This is a genomic window from Nostoc paludosum FACHB-159 (assembly GCF_014698835.1).
GTDB lineage: Bacteria > Cyanobacteriota > Cyanobacteriia > Cyanobacteriales > Nostocaceae > Nostoc > Nostoc paludosum.
Genome location: NZ_JACJTU010000014.1, coordinates 154,217 through 176,304, shown reverse-complemented (window position 1 = coordinate 176,304; position 22,088 = coordinate 154,217). Strand labels below are relative to the sequence as shown.

Annotated in this window: 14 protein-coding genes; 8 read left to right on the top strand and 6 right to left on the bottom strand. The window is 39.6% G+C overall.

The window, feature by feature from the left end; translation table 11 throughout:
- Positions 1 to 79 precede the first annotated feature (79 nt).
- From mutL to H6H03_RS16645, 5 genes are all read left to right on the top strand, one after another.
- Complete coding sequence (gene mutL / locus H6H03_RS16665) at positions 80 to 1,846, top strand: DNA mismatch repair endonuclease MutL (RefSeq protein WP_190956184.1); 1,767 nt, start codon at positions 80 to 82, stop codon at positions 1,844 to 1,846.
- A gap of 590 nt (positions 1,847 to 2,436) precedes the next feature.
- On the top strand, positions 2,437 to 2,793 hold the full coding sequence (locus H6H03_RS16660; protein WP_190956183.1) for a hypothetical protein: 357 nt from the start codon (positions 2,437 to 2,439) through the stop codon (positions 2,791 to 2,793).
- Between the two features lie 341 nt (positions 2,794 to 3,134).
- A complete protein-coding gene (locus H6H03_RS16655; RefSeq protein ID WP_190956182.1) occupies positions 3,135 to 3,674 on the top strand; it encodes a Dps family protein in 540 nt (179 codons plus the stop codon).
- A 235-nt stretch (positions 3,675 to 3,909) separates the two neighbouring features.
- The gene (locus tag H6H03_RS16650) at positions 3,910 to 4,677 is read left to right on the top strand and encodes a ChaB family protein (protein WP_190956181.1); all 768 of its coding nucleotides are present in this window, start codon (positions 3,910 to 3,912) and stop codon (positions 4,675 to 4,677) included.
- 269 nt (positions 4,678 to 4,946) lie between these two features.
- Entirely contained in the window at positions 4,947 to 5,570 is a 624-nt protein-coding gene (locus H6H03_RS16645) for a PadR family transcriptional regulator (protein ID WP_190956180.1), read from the top strand.
- A 51-nt stretch (positions 5,571 to 5,621) separates the two neighbouring features.
- Here H6H03_RS16645 and H6H03_RS16640 read toward each other — a convergent pair whose 3' ends face one another.
- Complete coding sequence (locus H6H03_RS16640) at positions 5,622 to 6,308, bottom strand: HAD family hydrolase (protein ID WP_190956179.1); 687 nt, start codon at positions 6,306 to 6,308, stop codon at positions 5,622 to 5,624.
- A 414-nt stretch (positions 6,309 to 6,722) separates the two neighbouring features.
- On the opposite strand from H6H03_RS16640, the gene H6H03_RS16635 reads away from it, so the two are divergent.
- Positions 6,723 to 7,493, top strand: coding sequence for a glucosamine-6-phosphate deaminase (locus H6H03_RS16635; RefSeq protein ID WP_190956178.1), 771 nt, complete (start codon positions 6,723 to 6,725; stop codon positions 7,491 to 7,493).
- A 95-nt stretch (positions 7,494 to 7,588) separates the two neighbouring features.
- On the opposite strand, the gene H6H03_RS41790 is transcribed toward H6H03_RS16635, so the two are convergent.
- The 5 genes from H6H03_RS41790 to H6H03_RS16610 form a co-directional block, all read right to left on the bottom strand.
- On the bottom strand, positions 7,589 to 8,344 hold the full coding sequence (locus H6H03_RS41790; RefSeq protein ID WP_190956177.1) for a WGxxGxxG-CTERM domain-containing protein: 756 nt from the start codon (positions 8,342 to 8,344) through the stop codon (positions 7,589 to 7,591).
- An 883-nt stretch (positions 8,345 to 9,227) separates the two neighbouring features.
- The gene (locus H6H03_RS16625) at positions 9,228 to 9,920 is read right to left on the bottom strand and encodes a DevA family ABC transporter ATP-binding protein (RefSeq protein WP_190956176.1); all 693 of its coding nucleotides are present in this window, start codon (positions 9,918 to 9,920) and stop codon (positions 9,228 to 9,230) included.
- Positions 9,921 to 9,936: 16 nt separating this feature from the next.
- Positions 9,937 to 11,109: an ABC transporter permease DevC gene (gene devC, locus H6H03_RS16620; protein WP_190956175.1), complete on the bottom strand. Its 1,173-nt coding sequence runs from the start codon at positions 11,107 to 11,109 to the stop codon at positions 9,937 to 9,939.
- A 204-nt stretch (positions 11,110 to 11,313) separates the two neighbouring features.
- Positions 11,314 to 12,519, bottom strand: a complete 1,206-nt coding sequence (locus H6H03_RS16615; RefSeq protein ID WP_190956174.1) for an ABC exporter membrane fusion protein — start codon at positions 12,517 to 12,519, stop codon at positions 11,314 to 11,316.
- Between the two features lie 390 nt (positions 12,520 to 12,909).
- Entirely contained in the window at positions 12,910 to 13,233 is a 324-nt protein-coding gene (locus H6H03_RS16610; protein WP_073640979.1) for a hypothetical protein, read from the bottom strand.
- A gap of 637 nt (positions 13,234 to 13,870) precedes the next feature.
- Here H6H03_RS16610 and H6H03_RS16605 point away from each other — a divergent pair.
- A complete protein-coding gene (locus H6H03_RS16605) occupies positions 13,871 to 14,269 on the top strand; it encodes a hypothetical protein (RefSeq protein WP_390842469.1) in 399 nt (132 codons plus the stop codon).
- A gap of 616 nt (positions 14,270 to 14,885) precedes the next feature.
- Positions 14,886 to 22,061, top strand: a complete 7,176-nt coding sequence (locus H6H03_RS16600; protein ID WP_190956173.1) for a type I polyketide synthase — start codon at positions 14,886 to 14,888, stop codon at positions 22,059 to 22,061.
- The last annotated feature ends 27 nt before the right edge of the window (positions 22,062 to 22,088 follow it).

Genomic DNA, 22,088 nt, shown 5'->3' with positions numbered 1-22,088 from the left:
TTTCTTTACAATTAATAAAAATTTCTGCCAAATTTACTCTCCTACTCCCTCTGTCGCCAGAAGTTATAAACTATAACTTATGGCATCTACTATTCAAGCTCTACCAACAGAAGTTGTATATCTAATTACAGCGGGAGAGGTCATCGACTCTTTAGCCTCTGTAGTACGGGAATTGGTGGAAAATTCCCTAGACGCAGGTGCAACGCGAATTGTGGTTTCCTTATGGCCGCAGCAATGGCGAATTCGTGTCGCAGACAATGGTTGCGGAATGAACTTAGATGATTTGCAACAAGCAGCCACAGCACACAGCACAAGTAAAATTCGTTCTAGTGCCGATTTGTGGAAAATTAATAGCTTGGGTTTTCGTGGTGAAGCGTTACACAGTTTAACGAATCTGGCAGATTTGGAAATTTTGAGTCGTTCTGTGGGTGGGAAATTAGGATGGCGAGTTCTCTATGGGTATGGCGGGGAAGTTCTGGAAGTTGAAGTAACTGCGATCGCACCTGGTACAGTAGTCACAGTTTCTAATCTTTTCGGTAACTGTTCATCTCGTCGCCAGGGACTACCCCCGATAGCACAGCAAATGAAAGCCGTGCAAGCAACAATTCACCAAATTGCCCTATGTCATCCCCGCGTCAGCTGGCAGATTTGGCAAAATGACCGTCAATGGTTCACCATTTCTCCTGCTGCTACAACAGGGCAACTACTACCGCAGATTTTACCGCAAGTCCGACAAGGTGATTTGCAAGAAGTCAAACTCGAAGTACCCAACCCGGTAAACTCAGAAGACAGAATTCAGAATTCAGAACTCAGAACTCAGAATTCAGAAGACAGAATTCAGAACTCCTCAGTCCCCACTCTCCACTCAGCAATACATTTAGTGGTAGGATTACCCGATCGCTGTCATCGTCATCGTCCAGATTGGGTGCGTGTGGCGATTAACGGACGGATGATTAAATCAACGGAATTAGAACAAACAATATTATCAGGATTTCACAAAACATTACCGCGCGATCGCTATCCAATTTGTTTTCTTCATCTTGCCATTTCCCCGGATCAAATTAACTGGAATCGTAATCCAGCAAAAACAGAAATTTACCTCAATGCAATCACTTATTGGCAAGAACAAATTCTTCAAGGAATTAACCAAGCGCTGCGAATTTCTGCTGCTAATTTAAAAGAAACTGTTCACACAACACGAGTTAGTAAATTACTCAAAGCCGCAGAAGCAAAAGGCGGCTACAACTTCAATTCTAAAAACCCCAACGGTGATGAGAAAATTCCTGACTCCTCACTCTCAACTCCTAACTTTTTAAAAGCTGTGGCGCAAGTGAGTAATACTTATATTGTCGCCGAACATCCTGGTGGAATGTGGTTAGTGGAACAGCACATTGCCCACGAACGGGTTTTATACGAGCAATTATGCGATAATTGGCAACTCATTTCCGTCGAACCGCCGATTATTCTTTATCAATTATCACCAGCGCAAGTATCGCAATTACAACGCATCGGTTTAGATATAGAACCCTTTGGCGAACAACTTTGGGCAGTTCGTAATCTACCTGCAATGTTGCAGCAGCGCGAAGATTCTGCCCAAGCAATTTTAGAATTAAGTTTGGGAGGTGACTTACAAACAGCGCAAGTTGCTGTTGCTTGTCGCAGTGCGATTCGTAATGGTACGCCAATGAATTTACAAGAAATGCAGACACTTTTAGATAATTGGCAACGCACTCGCAACCCCCGCACCTGTCCCCACGGACGCCCAATTTATTTATCACTAGAAGAGTCAGCGTTAGCTAGATTTTTCCGACGTAATTGGGTAATTGGTAAAAGTCATGGAATTTGAATTAAAAATCTTTTCCTTTAGGTTTTATATATAACAAAAATTAATTTTCTCCATATATACGAAAATAGTTTTATCAAGAGTTACAGAAACTCAAACATGATACATCTAAAGTAATTTTTTCAGACTTAATATTAGAAGATATCAAGCAAATATTTAATTTTGTCAGTCGATTTTGTTTTGTTGGCGATATTGGCTATGACGCTGATTATCAAGTAGGAGCAACATTGGGGAAAGGGGCATAAATTTTATAGTAGGCAACAGGCTTGAAAGTCGATATACCTAGAGAATGATTTTTTTTCTAACTATAGATAGGAATAACTTCATTCTACAGGTTGATGTATACCTTATGGTTTACAAAGTAAAAATAAATCAGTTCGACATTGAATGAAGAACTTGCCGAGAGTACTTGCTCGTTAACCATATTCTAAGTTAATGCACAAATACGGAGGTAACTTCTTCAGGTTGATTTTTGATTAACTTCAAGATTGGAGCATTGCTTACTAGTTTTATTGGTAATACCAAATAAGAGCATAAGCTTTGCCCATAGAGTAAATGTCTTGCGTAGTTAACGCTGTTATCGAGGATTTCAAATGAAAGTTATTGCTTCTGTTTTATCTATTTTGCGCCCAGTACGTTTTTTAGTTGTTGCTTTTACTTGCGCTCTACTATTGTTATCTAGTGCTTTTCCTGCTTTTGCGATCGATAGCTACCAAAGTAAGCCTACCGAAGGGGAAACACAACTGCTTGATATTCAGCGCAAAACAGACGAAGCTGCTAAAAAACCACCAATTGGACTCGAAGAGACTCAAGCGAAGACTCAGGGAGGACTTAATGAAGTTCAAGGAACTGCTGACTTTGATAAACAAAAGCGTCCTGAAAATTCACAGAGTTCAACCTCAGTAGAAGAAAGTATCAAAAATGTGTTAGACAAAGTTACAGGTAAGTAAGATAATTAATACTTGACTTTGGTAATTTTTTAGTAGTTATAAGTGATTGCATAAAAAATCACTTATAACTAATTTTTATTTATGCTAAAAAATTAGATTTATCCAGGTAATTGACAATTATTTTAAAATTTATCTTTTCAAGGCTCAGCCAAAAAACAGTAAATCTAACCAAATTAGGATAGTAGTAGACTATTAGATTAATAATACTACCTACTAAGACGTAGGAATAATTCTAAATATAGTAACTAATCTCAACTGACAATGCACCCTTTGGTTGATGTAGATAATGTCGAAAATTTGGGATGTTAATAAATAATAAGTTTGTCTAGGGATGAAAAACAATGCGTGCGATCAATATTGGTTTGACACAAGAACAGCGCGAAGGTGTGATTAATCTGTTGAATCAAGATTTGGCAGATGCCTATTTACTGTTAGTAAAAACCAAAAAGTACCATTGGGACGTTGTTGGGCCTCAATTCCGCTCTTTGCATCAACTTTGGGAAGAACACTACGAAAAACTGACTGTAAATATCGATGCTTTAGCAGAACGGGTTCGTGCTTTGGGTGGTTATCCAGTTGGTTCGATGGAAGGATTTCTCAAAATTGCTACCCTTAAGGAACATGCTGGTAGTGTTCCTAGTGCAACAGGAATGGTAGCTAATTTAGTGCAAGATCACGAGCAAGTAATTCGCAACCTCAGAGATCATGTAGACCAGTCTGGCGAACAGTTCCACGATCAAGGAACTGCTGATTTTCTGACTGGATTGATGGAAGAACATGAGGAAATGGCTTGGATGTTGCGCTCATTTATTGAAGGGCAAGCACTTGAGGCAGACGGTACACAGCCTGCAAATGAAAGTAAAACTCCTGTAGGTGTGTAACAAATTTTAGATTTTGGATTTTGGGTTTTTCATTCAAAACTTAAAGCTAGAAAAGTCTTTTTGTGTAGTGTGTGGTGGAATTGTCTGCAATTTTATTGTGGAAAAAATCCAAAATCTACCATTATTTTCTTACCCCCTACTTTTTAGTATGGAGTTAATCTAAAATCCAAAATCTAAAATCCAATATTGTTTGGGTGTATCTACGCAAAAACAACATAATCCCAGGAGTATCTAAATGCCAGAAGTGTATCAAGCAGAACGTACTATTTCTGCTGTATTCAAAGAACAAAAACAAGTTGATGATGTTATTAGACGTTTATTAGATAGAGGCGTTCCTAGAGATCACATTTCCGTGATGGGCAGAAATTTTGAGTCGGAAACTCGAATTTCTGGCTTTATTAGTAAAAAGGATGTGATTCTAGGAGGCTTGAGAACGGGGGCAGTTTTTGGTTCCTTGTTTGGTTCCTTTCTCAGCTTGCTCACCGGCGTAGGCGTATTATTTATACCTTTTGTTGGCTCAATTGTGGCAGCAGGGCCTATTGGTGCAGTCTTGTTAGGGGCTGCTAGTGGAGCGATCGCAGGTAGCGCAGGTGCCGGTCTAGTATCGGTTCTGACCACTTTAGGAATGCCAGAAGATAAGGCCGCTATTTACCAAACCCGCTTACAAGCTGGTGAGTTCTTATTGCTGGCAGAAATTCCAAGCGATCGCACCGGGGAATTTCAATTGCTCCTCGAAAGCGCTGGTGGGGAAGAAACTCAGATAATTGAAAAAACCCTCGCTCGTCCTTGTCCAGGAATTTGCAATAGCCCAGACGACTTGTCACCTGAAGTTCGCGCTCATCTTTCTAGTGAGGCTCAGCATACATTCATTGACCGCTATAACGCTGCAATCAATGAAAAAAATGACGAGTTTAACGCCGAACAAGCTGCTTGGGAAGCTGTTCACCAGAAATATGATGAAGATGAAAATGGTGTCTGGTCAAAAGCTAAGGTAAAAGCTTAAGAAGCGATCGTCCGTTTAATGTAGGGCGTCTTTTTGACTTGGCTGTTGAGGGTTAACAGCTTCAAAGCCTAATAGATTACCAATTTGTAAAAGTTCTTTTTTTTGGGGCACAGCAATGCTGTGCCCCTGCGTATGTAATGGCCCAGGCAAGACGCGATAAATAGCTGTCTCTACAACTTGCAATAAATCTTCATCAAAATGCTGTTCCGATATATCGCGATATATTTCGATATATCGTATAGTAGAGAAAGTTGATTGGAAATTGAGTTATGTTTAGACACTTTCGATCGCACTTTGGCGTACCTGCATGGGCTGGAGTCAGCGAAGATGATTTTTTTGTCAAGTCTCGGTTTGAGCATCGCAAGGATCGTGGCGGACATCATGGCAAACACTTTCGTGATGAAGTATTTGGTCGTGGTTGGCCAGATGAATATCGGACTCGTCGGGGTGACATCAAGTTCATCTTGTTAGAGTTGTTATCCGAGCATCCCAGTCATGGTTACGACCTGATTAAAGAGATGGAAACTCGTTATGGTGGTTTCCGTCGTCTCAGCCCTGGTTCAGTGTATCCAACACTCCAATTGTTGGAGGAAGGTGGTTATTTAATCAGTTCGCAGGAAGGTGGTAAGCGGATTTACACCATTACAGATGAGGGTAGACAACTTTTGGCACAACGTACCCAACAAGAAAACTCAGACTCTCCTTGGGATACCTTCAAAAATTTCGTCACAGGTAAGCCCCAAGAGTTGATTGAGTTACGGAATGCTGCAACAGAATTAGCTGGTGTGGTGGTGCAGGTTGCTCGTAGTGGCAATGTGGAGCGAATAAATCGAGTGCGTGAGCTTTTAGAGCAAGTTAAACGGGAAATTTACGCTATTTTGGCTGAAAAATAAATAGAGACACCAAATTTGGCGTCTCTACTCTGAAAATTCTGGATTTTGGGCTTAGAAATTAGAAGCGATCGCGGTTAAATCTGCTTCAATGAGCGAGTTGAGCAATGTCCACAACTGCAAATCAGTAAAATCTGGAATCGCCATAAATGCACCGACTTCCTGTAAGAGTTGGGGATTGTGGCTAGAGGCTATACCGATAGTGCGAATATTTGCGCCCACAGCAGCGCGAATTCCAGAAGGAGAATCTTCTAGAGCGATCGCTTCCTCTGCTTGAATTCCCAACTTGTTTAAAGCGACTTTGTAGGGTTCAGGGTCGGGTTTACCTGCGATACAATCATCCGCTAAAACAATTACATGAAAAGCTTCTCTTATCCCCAAAACTTCTAGCATATATTCTGCATTTAGCCTTGGTGCATTAGTTACTAATGCACGTTTTAATTGATGTGTCTCTGTCCATGCCAATAGTTCCGAAAATCCACTCAGCGGTTGTAGATCGGAGGCAAGTTTGCGAAAAAGTGCCTCTTTTTCGTCTGCAAATTCTTCCCCTTCTGTTAGTGATAATTGTGGCAGAATGTCTCGAACAATTTCTGGATTTAACCGTCCGCTAATTTTCGATTTATAAAATGTTTCATCAATTTCTATGCTGAAATTTAGCAGCATTTCTTTCCAAGCACGGTAGTGTATAGGGTCGCTGTTGACAATAGTGCCGTCTAAGTCAAAAAGAATTGCAGCGAGCATAATTGTTGGGTACTATGTTAATAAATGTTAACTTTATTTACATAGTTTACATCGTTTTTGTCTTTTAGCGATGATTCTTTTGTGAATACAAGGAACTGGGGATTAGAGACTGGGCAATAAATTTGCTTACGAAGTGTAGTATTTTAACCTAACCTTAAGAGTCGCCAATTAATTTTTTAAATTCTAAAATCTATCTTCTATAACTAAATAAGGGATTTAAGCTCATCCCATCCCTAAAAGTCGATGGAATTTCGCGTTAAACAGTAGACCTCTTGCATAAATCGAAAATAAGAACCCCAAAGAGCCAAAGTTACGCTTTGTCTCCCCTCCCCTTGCTAAGGGGTTGGGGGTGGGGTGTTAGGGACTTTTGTAAGAGGTCTAGTCAACACTATTGATAACCTTCTGTGTAACCAAATGGTAGCCGCTACAAACTTTTTTCGCGTTGATAATTTATTAGTACAGATTTACAACTCTGAAGTCGAAATGGCATTCTCAGTTGCAGAAATCACCCAACAATATTTACAGCAAATTCTCAACGAACAGGATACAGCGGCTGTATTGTTAGCCACCGGTAATTCCCAGCTAAAATTTCTTGATGCTTTGATTAAATTGGGTGGTGTAGATTGGTCGCGGATTACTCTGTTGCATTTAGATGAGTATTTGGGAATTAGTGCCGATCATTGTGCAAGTTTCCGGCGTTATATGCGAGAACGTGTAGAGAAAAGGGTTGCTCCTAAGCAATTCCACTATATAGAAGGTGATGCATTGCAACCAGTGGCAGAATGCGATCGCTACACCAAATTATTGCAAGCACAACCAATTGACTTGTGCTGTCTTGGTGTTGGGGAAAATGGACATTTGGCTTTTAACGATCCAGCAGTAGCAAATTTTCAAGATCCTTACAGTGTAAAACTAGTAAAACTAGATAAAGTCAACCGTCAGCAACAAGTAAACACAGGTCACTTTTCAAATATTGAAACTGTCCCACAATACGCTTTTACTGTTACTATTCCAACGATTTGTTCAGCTAAAAAAATTATTTGTCTTGCTCCAGAAACACGTAAAGCAAATGTGGTAAAACAGATGTTGCAAGGAGCGATAAGCACAGAATGTCCGGCTTCTATTCTCCGTCAACAACCACAAGCAACGTTATTTTTAGATGTAAACTCTGCTAGTTTGCTTTAAGTTGTCAGATGGTCAAAAAATAATTAGAGACGTTGCATTGCAACGTCTCTAATTCTGTTGAAAGAAAAAATCGTGGGGTGTTGCCCTTGATTAACTTATTTATAGCGAGAACTTGTTACTTCATTGGGATCGTTATAAGCTCTGGGTTTTTCTTGGTTACGAGCCAAGCCTGCTAAACCAGCTAGACCAAGCAAACCTAGCCAACCCCAATTGGAACCGCGATCGTTATTTTCTTGGTAAGTTGTAACACCCGTATTTCTGTTAGTACCTGTGGTATCAGTGCCATTTGTAGTAGTGCCAGTACCATCACTACCTGTAATACCAGTACCTGTACCATCTGTGGTTGTCCCAGTACCAGTTGTACCTGTTCCACTTGTACCTGTTGTGCCTGTTGTGTCAGTACCAGTTGTACCTGTTCCGGTTGTACCTGTTGTGTCAGTACCAGTTGTGCCTGTTCCGGTTCCGGTTCCGGTTGTACCGGTTGTGCCTGTTCCAGTACCAGTTGTGCCAGTTCCGTTTGTGCCTGTTCCAGTTATGCCACTTCCAGTACCAGTTGTGTCAGTTCCGTTTGTACCCGTTCCAGTTATGCCACTTCCGTTTGTACCTGTTCCAGTTATGCCAGTACCAGTTGTGCCAGTACCAGTGCTAGTTGTACCAGTTGTGCCAGTACTTGTTGTGCCGGTGCCAGTTGTGCTAGTACCTGTACTACCAGTACCAGAGGTAGTTCCTGAGCTAGTACCGCTACCAGAGCTTCCACTTTGGGCAGAAACAGAAAGAGGTAAGGATGCAGAAGCAAAACTGATGGCAAAGAGACTAGCTAAAACAGTTTTAGATAAATCAAAAGGTCTCATGATTATGGTTCCTTGTATGTTCTAGATTGCTGTGATTTGTTGATTTGGAAAAGCGATGTTTTCTACTCAACCTGCTACTTATGAAGTAGATTTAGACAATACAGATTGATGAACCTTTCACCTACATTGAAAATGTTAAAAAACATTTTCCTGATAAAATCATGCTTTTAGGATGAAATCATTTATTTATACAATGGCGTTAACGTAAAAATTTTTAGTTTTCAGACCCCCATGAGTTTAAACATACACAACACTCACCTATTGATTTAATTCACTCTTACTTATAATATATGCTGCTGTTTTCCCTAACTTCTATCATCAGAATAAAACTAGCTATATCAAAGGAGCTAATTTCTTATTTAATTGGTTCGTATTAATAGCCGCGAAAAATATCATCGCTTAAAACTAGATAAACAAGCTTCAAGATAGACACAATCTTCACATTGGATATTTTGCCCTGGATTGGTACATCCACAAGGAGGATTTATATAACATTCCGAAACATCTTTCGGTGTTGAAGACTTATTAAAGATAAAGTGTAAAGCTGCTTCTTGCAGACAAAAAATTAAATCTTTTACCATATAGTCGTTTTATATTCTATTATGTAGTTAATCTCACAAGTTTGCAGTTATCTGAAAAATTTAGAAAATTTCTTTCAGCATCCAGATCCTTATCAAATGTTTAAATTTTATTCATAATTCATTTATATATTTTCTGTAATTTAATAACTTATAACTTCATACTATAGGGGTGTATGACTTGAGACTCAAGGAATAATTTTATTGTCGATTGGCTTGTAACCAAGGATATATGACAATGTACTTAAATTCCCGACTTCCTAAAGAAATCGGGAATATTGTTGTTTAATTCTCTTCGATTTGAGCTATTGTAAAACTTCTTTGACTAGATGACCATCTTCCATATGGATTATGCGATCGGCAATATCTAAAATTCTGTTGTCGTGAGTAACCATTAAAATGGCACAATTCTGTTCCTTTGCTAGTTCCTGCATCAGGGTGACAACATCTCGGCCAGTCTTGCTGTCTAAAGCAGCAGTAGGTTCATCAGCTAAAACCAATTTAGGATGACTTACTAAAGCACGCGCAATAGCTACCCGTTGTTTTTGTCCTCCTGATAGATCGGATGGATAGTAATTTACCCTATTGTCTAATTTAACAGCATTGAGTATAGCCTCTGATTTGCTACGAGCTTCCGATTCGGAAATATTTTTGTGTAATTCAAGCGACATTTGAACGTTTTGTCTTGCTGTTAAAAAATCTAATAAGTTGTGAGCTTGGAAAATATAGCCAATATGGCGACGTACTTTAACTAATTGCTCATTACTTGCTCCAAAAAGCTCATGACCGAGAAATTTAAGACTTCCCTCTTGAACAGAGCGTAATCCACCAATTAAAGTCAGTAAAGTTGTTTTTCCTGAGCCTGATGGCCCAGTCATAATGACAATCTCGCCAAATTTGATATGGAAATTAATATCGAATAATGTTTGGGTGCGAATTCTTTTTTCGCCAAAATAATGATTGAGATTTGTGATACTAACAATATATTTTGGTTCCATCGTTTACAAAAATAAATTAAAAAATATCGGCTGGGTCTACCTTTCTGAGTTTATTTGTAGATAAAAATGCAGAAGTTAAACACATTAACATTGCTGAAATTAATACTATTATTGCTTTGTCGTTACTCATGATCACTGGTAATTTAGTAGCATTTTTGGAAATGTCATAGAGACCTATAGAGATAATAAAACCTGGAAAATAACCTAAAGACGCTAGAATTAAAGCTTGTTTAAAAACTACACTTAATAAGTATTTGTTTTTGAAACCCATTGCTTTTAAGGTCGCATATTCAGTTAAATGAGTCGAAATATTACTATAAAGAATTTGATAGACAACGATTACACCAACAACAAACCCCATTAATACCATCAAATTAAAAACAAACCCGATGGGTGTTCGCAGAGACCAATAGCTTTTTTCAAGAGCAATAAAGTCTCTTTTAGTAATAAGTTTTACGTCTTTGGGTAACTGAACTGATAAATCTGCCAAAACTTTTTCGGGATTGGCATTAGCTTTGAGCTTAATTAAGCCTATATCTATGTTTTGTACCGAACGATCTTGAAAGATCCTCAAAAAAGTTGAAGAACTAACAATTAAATTTCCATCAACTCCAAAGGATGGGCCTAGATGAAATAACCCACCAATTTTAACTTTGTAACCAACAAATCCAGTATAGGTGTATATTTCGACTCTTACAGTTTTTCCTTCTTCAAAATGTTTAGCGATCGCTCCAAATTCTGGTCGAGAATCCCGATCGAATAAAACTATATTAGGAATTCTAATTAAATTCAAATTTTCTTGAATATTAGGAAATTTAAAAATTGACTTTATCGGATCGAAACCAAGTACGTATACTGGATATTTTAAACCATTATCCGGATTTTTAAATTTGGCAAATTGTACATATAAAGGGCTAACTGATTCTACGCTTTGATAACCCATTAATTGATATAAATATGCACGAGCAAAGCTTTGGTTCGATGTAAGTGATTTATATTGGGCACTGATTAAAAATAAATCTCCCTCTAAATTATTATGTAACTGTGTAGCACTGTCATAGAGAGCATCTTGGAAACCAATCTGCATAAACATCAGAACTGCGACAAAAGCAATCCCAGCCAAAGCTACAAGAAAGCGTATTCTTTGTCGGGCTAGTTGTAGCCAAGCCAGAGGTATATTGAGAATCATTTAATTAACCTCAAGGATACAAATTTGGGAGTGCTGAATGGTGACTGTTAACTGTTGAGCGGTGTCGGAGATTCCAATGCTCTGGTGAGGAGTTATTATTCGCCCTTAATTTATCTTTCTCCGATTTATTGATATAGTTGTTGATTATTTAGCTTGGGTATCAAAGTATTCTGGATTTTCAATTTTAAGTTTTGAATTATTGCCTCAAAGATAAATCATTACCTCGACTTGTAAGTCAGTAAAGCTAGCAGATTTTCTATTATCTTCTGGGTTATCAATACGAATTTTAACATCAACTATTTTGTTATCTGTGTCTGCTTGAATAGTGTTATTAAAGATATTTTGTTTGCCGACTTGTAAACCAATATCAGCAACTTTTCCTCGTAATTTCCCTGGAAAAGCATCGCTAGTAATAATCGCCGATTGGCCTAGACGCACTTTTTGGATATCAGTTTCATAGACTTCCGCAACGACATACATTTGTTGTGTGCGGCCTATATCAGCTATTCCCATAGTGCCGATAATTTCTCCAGGCCAAGTATTAATTTTCATGATTTGTCCGTTTATGGGCGATCGCACCACACTTAAATCCCATTCTGCCTGAGCTTGTTTAACTGAAGCGATCGCACTATCAACATCAGCTTCTGCTGCTGCAACATCGGTGGGACGAACTTCAGCAATACTCTTGAGTCTGGCTTTGGCCTCAATTAATTGCTTTTGTAGAGTTTCGATAGTGCGATGCAGAGAAGCTTTAGCTTCATTGAGCTGTTGTTGAACAGTATCGACTCGCAAACGTTTAGCATCTGCATCGGAAGCAGAAATCGCACCATCTTTATATAACTGCTGATATCGCTGGTTCTCGCTTTCAGCATTACGCCACTCTGCCTCCAAGCGAGCGATAGTTGCTTCTTGTGCAGAAGTTTCTCCCTCCAACTCCGCTTCTAGACGAGCGATGGTTGCTTCTTGTGCAGAGATATCTCCAGCTTTTGCCCCAGCTTTCACCTGATTGAGACTAGCTTGAGCAACTAACACTTGTCGTTGAGCTTTTTCTAAAGCTGCAAGACGAGGAAAGTAAGTGTCAAGAAGTGCAACTATTTGCCCGTCCCGCACCCGATCTCCTTTATTTACCAGCAGTTTTGTGACTCGAACACCAGCTTGAGAGTCGGGAGCAGACAGGCGAATAACTTCTCCTTGAGGTTCTAAACGTCCTAAGGCAGAAACAGCAGTCATTCTGGGAGAACTATTTGGAGTAGCTACAGGCTCTACTTTAGAAGACAACTGAAATTGTAAAAAGGTGTAAAGTGAAACTCCACCACTAACTACAGCTATAATGCCTGCTAACATGGCTGACGACCAACCCACAGGTTTGATGAATGGTTTTATAAATGAATCTTTTTGTTTTGGTATCATAACTATCTTTTCAAGTTACTGAATAAGGTAAAAGAATTCTGAATTCTGAATTTAGAATTCTTTTACTTTCATGCATTAGACTTCTTGCAGAAGTCGGGAAAAGGGGAAGGGGGAAGGGGGAAAGGTTTGGTATTTTCCCTTTCCCCTTTAACCTTTTCCCTTTTCCCACCTCTTGCAAAAGTGCTTTTTGCAAGAGGTCTATTGCATTATCAGGATTCAGAATCCAGAATCAACGAATTTATCAGAATTGGATACCCTAAACTGAGAATTTTGAGAAAATCAAGTAGCTGTAACACCCTTAATTCTCCAGTGATACTGAAGGACAGGCAAAGTATTTCTAAGTTTGCTTTTGAATTCTGATTCCTGAATTCTGAATTCTAAATTCTGATTTTATTTGTTTAGCACTGCCTCTTTTTTACTTTTAACGATCGCTAAGTATTCGCTGCGAGTTCCATCTATTCGATAGTGGTCGCAAATTTGGCAGAGTTTCAATATATCCAATCTGCTGAATACTTTTTGATGTTCAATTCCGTTGTCATTTCTCCACCGCCAAAAAGTTGTTCGATCGATGCGGCGATTGCTTTCTGGCCATCTTCTTCTGGATAAAAAATCTACCAATTCTTCTTCATAAAACGAATAACCTTTTGGTAACTTCAAGAGTTCTTCTCTTAACTCAGTTAGCGGTATGAGTGGATCTAGCTCAGATAGTCTCATGCCAGCAAGCCCTTATATTTTCATGACAGTTTAATTATGCAGAACGCTTCATACAACACGGGTCATCGCATAAATCATATTCTAATACTGTCTAGTTAGGAATCTATGGAAGAATTGAGTAATTAGAGGAACTGATATTTTATCTTTCCGCTTTCCTGAACAAACAGCATTGAATTTCACTATTTAATTACATACGATAAACTGACTGATACTCAATTGCAATCCATATGCAACACTTTTGTTAAGGAATTAGTAGCAATATATTGCATGAATGAAGATAAGATAATTGCAAAATTCGAGAGATTTTGAAAATTTTGATGTACTTGGTGTTACTCAGCATTTGCAAATGTGTATTTAATTTGTGATTAGTTTGTTTTTGAGTAAGATTTTTCATTCTTTAGATATAGTTCCCTGTGGCTAATTTTACTTGGCGGTAAAATTTATTGTTTGGTAACAATAATTTCTGCAAAAAATTAACTGATTGATTAAGACATAAAAATTTTTTAAATAAATCAACTTTTGGATAGATGTAAAAGCTATATAGCAATCATGTTTGACTTGTGAAAGATATTAGTGGTGGGTGTTGACAGGACAGTTAACAGTCAACAGTCAACTATTAACTGTTAAATTCCCATAGATGCAATTTGTATGCAATTTCGACAATGTATTTTTGGGATATGAGATACTACTTGAAAAGAGTTTTAATAGTTATGTGAGTGATAGCGATCGCGCTCGAAAGACACTGAATAAGATGAAACTACAGCGATTCATGCTCTCATTGCCAAGCTTTGATAACCAGCGACTGATCTTTCATGCAGCTCGCCAGACACTTCGCAAAGCTGAAATGGCACGCGTTGCGGTGCGTGAATGGCTCAATCAACATGATTGTGAGCTAGAAGAATGGAAACGCAAAACAGCTTCTGAGCTTGGAATTAGTATTAGTAGACTTGAGCAAAAGCTCTTGGCATCTGCTCAGCATCAAGCGATAACTAATAAAGGAGATGATGATGCTAATTCAGAGGATAATTCTGTATAGATGTGGTTGCTAATTAATTTACACATTTTGAGTTGTAAATTTACAAGCAAATGCTCAAAAAACATTTCATCTAGCAATATGTATCTAATTGTATCTCAGTTGCATATCAATTGTAATGAAGACATAATCAGTCTAATATTACCTGTAAGCTGCAATTTAATACGAATTCTAACTCAGAGAATTCTTACCTACATCTGATAAACAATTCATATTGCAACGTTGAGGTGAAGCTAATGTACTTAAATATTTTGTTATTTTCTATAAAAATCGTCATTAGCCTGAAATCTCAACTCACTTATTTTTAGAGGTATGAAATCCTAAAGATTTAAAATTCAGAATTCAAATTTGATTGGACTGCAATAGCCAAGCTTAATCAGTTTAAGAGAATCTCAAAAATCATAACACGCCTGATTTAATGATTCTAAACTGAATTCTAATAATTGATTTTCGGAAATTTTGCTTCTGGCAGCGGACTGCACAAACACCAGTATTCCTTTTCTACAAAAGGCAAGACAAGAAAGCTTAAAGTAATAGATACTTGGGGCTATTTCTGAATTTTGAGATTAAATCTATCAATACCTCTATATTTCATCAATCCATTAGTAAAGATAAAGTCATGGCCGCTTCTAGAATTGAAGCTGTTTTGGCACAGTTGCAAGAGGAAGTAAGCAATTGTGAACAAGCTGTACTCCAACTCATACAGGGAAAAAAAGTTATGGTTGAAAATTCACCATTAAATACCAAAATTAGCACACAAAGGCAGCGAGTTGATATTGCCATTATTGGGATGGCTTCTATATTCCCGCAATCAAAAAATTTACAGGAATACTGGGAAAAAATCATTCATAAAGTTGATTGTATTACTGATGTTCCTGCTTCACGTTGGAACATAGATGAATATTACGATCCTAACCCCAGAGCATCTGATAAAACCTACTGTAAAAGAGGCGGATTTATCCCGGATGTTAATTTCAATCCGATGGAATTTGGACTACCACCCAACATTTTGGAAGTTACAGATATTTCGCAATTGCTAGGTTTGATTGTTGCTAAAGCTGCAATGGAAGACGCCGGTTACGGTGAATCTCGACAGTTTAATCATCAAGCCACTGGCGTCATCTTAGGTGTAGCACTAGGTAGGCAATTAGGTGTGCCACTAACTGCCAGAATGCAGTATCCAGTGTGGGAAAAAGCCCTTAAAAGCAGTGGTTTATCCGATGAGGATACACAAAAAATTATCGAGAAAATCAAAAGTGCATATGTGCAGTGGGAAGAAAACGCCTTCCCCGGTATGCTTGCAAACGTTGTTGCTGGAAGAATTGCCAACCGCCTAGATTTTGGCGGAACTAACTGTGTTGTAGATGCCGCCTGTGCTAGTTCATTAGGTGCTTTAAAAATGGCAATTAGTGAGCTAGTTGAACATCGTGCTGACATGATGCTGACTGGTGGAGTTGACACCGACAACTCAATTTTGGCGTATATGTGTTTCAGTAAAACTCCTGCCGTTTCGCCTAGTCAAAATGTCAAACCTTTTGATGCAGAATCCGATGGAATGATGTTGGGTGAAGGCGTCGGTATGTTAGTACTCAAGCGCCTTGCAGATGCCGAACGAGATGGCGATCGCATTTATGCAGTCATCAAAGGCATTGGTACTTCTAGCGATGGGCGTTATAAAAGTATCTATGCACCGCGTCCAGAAGGGCAAGTCAGAGCCTTACGGCGTGCTTACGAAGATGCGGGATTTCCCCCTGCTAGTGTCGGTTTGATTGAAGCACACGGCACCGGTACTATGGCTGGAGATCCAGCGGAATTTAGCTCGATTAAAGAAGTTTTTGGCGAAAACAATCCGAAAAAACAATATATTGCCCTGGGAACTGTCAAATCACAAATTGGACATACAAAAGCCGCTGCGGGTGCGGCGAGTTTGATCAAAACAGCTTTAGCTTTGCACCACAAAGTATTACCACCCACAATTAACGTCACCAAGCCCCACCCTAAATTAGATATTGAAAATTCCCCATTTTATTTAAATACCGAAACCAGACCTTGGATTACTAGCGATGACCAGCCAAGACGCGCAGGAGTGAGTTCTTTTGGCTTTGGTGGCACAAATTATCACGTGATTTTGGAAGAATACAAAACCCAACAAAATTGCCCTTATCGTTTACACAAATCTGTACAATCAGTGTTGTTATCTGCGCCAACACCTGAAGAATTGTTGTCCCGTTGTCAAGCAATCAAAAACCAATTGCAATCTGAAACCGGAGAGCAGCAATATGCAGAATTGATTGCAGCATCTCAATATTTAGAAATTCCAGTGGCAAATGCCAGACTTGGGTTTGTCGCTGATTCTCTCGCCCAAGCTGGCAATTTATTACAAACAAGTATTGAATTGCTGAAAAACAAGCTGCAAGTAGAATCATGGGATCATCCCCAAGGTATTTACTACCGCAAAACAGGCATAGTTACGGAAGGGAAAGTAGTTGCCCTATTTTCCGGACAAGGTTCGCAATATTTAGATATGGGTCGCGAACTTACAATTAATTTCCCTTCTTTGAGAGAGACTTATAGTCAAATTGATAACCTTTTGGGCGCAGATGGCTTGCAGCCTGTTTCAGAAGTCGTTTTCCCTGCGCCTGTGTTCGATTTAGATCAAAAGACTGCCCAAATGAAGCTGTTGCAGCAAACAGAATACGCACAGCCAGCAATTGGAGCTTTTAGCGCTGGTGTCTACAAAATATTACAACAAGCTGGGTTTAAGCCGGATTTTGTCGCCGGACATAGCTTTGGAGAACTTACCGCTTTATGGGCTGCGGGGGTTTTGAGTGAACAAGATTACTTTTTCCTGGTGAAAGCTAGGGGTCAAGCAATGGCGACACCAACAGATCCCCAGTTTGATGCAGGAGCAATGTTAGCGGTGAAAGGGGATGTCAATCAAGTTACAGAAGTAATTCAAAGTTGCCCCGAAATCAGCATTGCTAACTTAAATTCCCAAAATCAAATGGTATTGGCTGGGACAAAAGCTGGAATTGTTAATGTGCAGGAAGCTTTGAAAACTCAAGGATTCTCAACAGTTTTGTTACCAGTTTCAGCAGCTTTTCACACTTCACTAGTGGCTTATGCACAGCAACCCTTTGCCAAAGCTATTGAGAAAGTTACTTTCAACGAGCCACAAATCCCGGTTTACACCAATGTGACCGGCAAGCGTTATCCAAATGAAGCGCAAGTTATTCAAAAAGTCCTCAAAGAACACTTGAGAAGTCAAGTATTGTTCAAGCAGGAAATTGAAAATATTTATGCTGAAGGCGGTTACTGCTTTGTTGAATTTGGGCCGCGAAGCGTTCTCACCAACTTAGTCAAAGATATTTTGAGCGATCGCCCTCATTTTGCTGTGGCTTTAAATCCCAGTCATCTCAAAGATAGCGATCGCTCTTTGAGAGAAGCCGTTGTCCAGTTGCGCGTTGCTGGATTACCTTTACAAAACTTAGACCCTTATCAACTAGAGCAGAAAATCCCCGAAGTTTCCCCGAATAAGGTTTTGAATGTCCGCTTAAATAGCACTAATTATGTGTCAGAAAAAACCAAGCAGTCTTTTGAAAAAGCTATGCAAAATGGGCATCAAGTAAAATTTACTGCGACTAACGGTAATACACCCCACTCACCAATATCCTCTCAAACAACAGAGAAAGTAGCAGTCAATCATCAATCCCCTGTTACTAATAGCAATAATCATAACTCAGTAACATATAATCCTTCAGAGAAAGTAGCAGTCAATCATCAATCCCCTGTTACTAATGGCAATAACCATAACCCAGTAACATATAATCCCTCTTTAACAACAGAGAAAGTAACAGTTCATGGCGGAGTGAAATCTGTGCACAACGGGCAATCAGAACAACTCGACCTCAAGTCTTTACAAACTAGCGCCGAACTGCCTCTAAATTATCTAACAGCTATAGATAATTTAGAGTACAGCTTAATAGAATTCAATCGCCATCAACATGACATTTTACAAATTCACGAACAATCTTTAAAGCATCAGACAGAATATACCAAAACCTTCTTCCAACTCATGGAACAACAACATGGGTTGTGGAGAAATAGTAAATTTAGTGAATCACCAATAGCAACACAGCAACAAATAGTCTCCAGTTCCGAGCGTAGCATTATGCGGTTTCACGACCATCAAGGTGAAAGTCTCCGCATCCACGAGCAATATCTCAACTATCAGCAGGAATACACTAACAACCTTTTCCAATTACTTCAGCGACATTATCAATTGCCGCCTTCTAGCAATACCACTCAACAAAGTTTAATACCACCAGTAAACTATCAAGATAGTCCAACGGTTCCCTTATCACCAGAAGATAACCTGATTCTGAATAATCCATCTGTTGTTCTACCCAGCAACGGATTTACTAGCAAAATTGAGCCAGTTTTAACTAATGGTAACGGCACAAGTAATGGTGCAAATCATCAAGCAATAGCAGTTCTAGATATTGCCCCACCAATAGAAAATCAGACTGCAACGCAAATATCCGCACCACCAGTTCTGGATATTACCCCACCAAAAGAGGATCAAAGTGCGATCGCAACGGTAACACCCGTAGCACCAGTAGTCATCGACCAAGATACCCTGAGTCAAACTCTGCTCAACGTTGTTAGTGATAAAACAGGTTACCCAACCGAGATGTTAGAACTAACGATGGATATCGAAGCAGATTTGGGGATTGATTCCATCAAACGTGTAGAAATTTTGGGAGCATTGTTAGAGCTATATCCCGATTTGCCCAAGCCAAATCCCGAAGAAGTCGGACAGCTACGCACCCTCGCTCAAATAGCTGAGTATATGGTGAAAATCGCATCAGAAATCTCAGCAGGACTGGCATCGGTGATTGAGGCAGATACGGAGACGCGGGGAGGTGGGGATACGGAGACGCGGGGACACGGGGAGGTTTCATCTATTGATTCAGCAGATCCAGAACTCACTAAAAATTTTCTCCATGTCGTTAGCGATCGCACCGGCTACCCAACGACGATGTTAGATCTGTCAATGGATATAGAGACAGATTTGGGGATTGATGGTGTCAAACTTGTGGAAATTCAAGGAGCATTATCAGAACTTTACCCCGATTTACCCAAGCTAAATCCAGAAATATTGGCTCAAGTGCCTACGCTGGGGCAACTTCTTGGATATATACAAGAGGGACTGGGGACTAGGGACTGGGGACAAGGTAGCAATTTTTCTCCCTTGTCTCTCCCCATGCCCTATGCCCCATGCCCCATGCCCCATGCCCAATCCCAAATTCTTCGCAGTCCCGTCAGACTGAAATATCTTCCCGAACCTGATGTTTTAGACTTCACTTTACCCGATGAGCATATTGCTTTGCTTACCGATGATGGTTCTCTGACGACGGCGAAACTTGCTGAAATTTTGCAAAAGCGTGGTTGGAAAATTGTTGTCTTAAGTTTTCCCCAAAGTTTGATTGCTCAACAATTGCCTTTACCAGAAGGGATTAGTCGTGTGGTGCTTGCAGATTTGACCGAGGAGCATTTGCAAGAACAGTTAACAGCGATCGCTACTAACTATGGTCAAATCGGCGCATTTATCCATCTCAATCCCTCAAATCATGAAAATAGCAGCAATGGTGTCCGCTATCTAGAATCAGAAAAAGCTATTCTTCGCCATGTTTTTCTGATTGCCAAATATCTCAAAGAACCACTCAATCAAGCTGCAACTCAAGGACGTAGTTGTTTTGTAACTGTGGCTCGTCTTGATGGCGAGTTCGGACTGGGACAAAAAACTAACTTTGGTGCCATTGGCGCTGGCTTATTTGGGCTGACCAAAACTTTAAACCAGGAATGGGAAAGTGTATTTTGTCGAGCGATCGACCTCAGCCCCGATTTAGATCCTCAAACATCAGCACAGCATATCTTCGCCGAACTCCAAGACCCCAATCTATTAGTTGTCGAAACAGGATATAGTCCACAAGGACGAGTAACTCTAGTCTGCGAACAGGGACTGGGGACTAGCGACTGGGGACTGGCGACTGGGAAAGAGTTTTCCCAATCCCCAGTACCCAATCCCCAATCCCAGGTTTTTCTCGTCAGTGGCGGTGCCAAAGGGATAACGGCTCAATGTGCGATCGAGCTAGCGCAGCGTTATCAATGCAAATTTATTCTGCTAGGTCGTTCTGCTCCCGATCCTGAACCTGTGTGGGCAGAAAAGTACTTGAATCAAGCAGATTTGAAAAAGCAGATTATGGAGGATTTTCTAGCTAGAGGAGAAAAGCCGACACCTGCAATGGTGCAGAAAAAGTTTAACGCTATTTCATCTAGTCGGGAAATTGCCGCAACCCTACAAGCTATTGAACAGGCGGGCGGACAAGCTGAATATTTGAGCGTGGATGTGACTGATGGATTAACTCTTTGTGAACAAGTTGCTAGTGTAGTTGAGCGTTTTGGTACTGTAACGGGAATTATTCACGGGGCTGGTAACTTAGCTGATAAACGGATTGAGAAAAAATCACTCCAAGATTTTGAAACAGTTTACGCTGCCAAAGTTAAAGGTTTAGAAAACCTATTGCGGTGTGTATTGCCGAATCAATTGAATTATTTAGTCCTGTTTTCTTCTGTAGTTGGTTTCTACGGAAATGTGGGACAGTCTGATTATGCGATCGCTAATGAAATTCTCAACAAATCAGCCCACCTTTTCAAACTCAATTATCCCCATTGCCATGTCGTAGCAATTAATTGGGGCCCTTGGGATAGTGGTATGGTTTCCCCAGAATTAAAGCAAGCTTTTGCTGAACGCAATATCGAGACTATTCCGATTGAAATTGGCACAAAAATGTTAGCAAATGAACTAGCTAGTGCCATTCAAGAAACCGTGCAAGTTGTGATTGGTAGCCCCTTGGTATATATCCCAGATAAATTACCAAGCGAGTTGAAAAGTTTTCGTATCCACAGACATCTAACATTAGCAGCAAATCCATTTTTACAAGACCACGTAATTGCGGGTTCTCCAGTTTTACCAGCTACTTGTGGGCTATTATGGATTGCTAATACCTGCGAACAACTCTATCCTGGTTACAAAGCCTTCAGTTGCACAAACTATAAAGTTTTAAAAGGACTGATTTTTGATGAAAATTTGCCAACTGAATACACTTTAGATTTGCAAGAAATTGCTAAAAATGGTATCTCTGAAATAGACTTTGATGCCAAAATCTGGAGTAAAACCCCCGAAGGTAAAATTCGTTATCATTTCAGTAGCCAAATGAAACTCAAGCGGGAAGTTCCTGAGGCTCCAGTACACGAATTTATCAACTTAAGCCACGATGGGAAAATTACCGCTACTGCTTCATCACTTTATCAAAATGGGGCAACTACTTTATTTCACGGAGCTACTTTTCAAGGGGTCAAATCTGTCTTAAATGCGAATCTGGAAAACATTACCATAGAGTGCTACTTGCCAGAGCCTAAAGAACAACAACAAGGACAATTTCCAGTCCAAACATTTAATCCCTACATTGCAGATGTGCAGATTCATGCATTCTGGATTTGGTCGCAACATTTTCATCAATTAGCTTGTTTACCTTCAGAAATCACAATTTTTGAACAATTCTTACTTGTCCCGTTTGATGAAACATTTTATGTTTCTTGCCAAATCAAATCCAAAACAGAATCGAGTTTAGTTGTTGATGTTATTGCACATAACCAACAAGGACAAATATATACCCGAATGCTAGGAGCTAAAGGAACTATTTTGCCCAAGCAACTAGATGAAATTTAAATAAAATCCGCAACTAAAAAACGGACG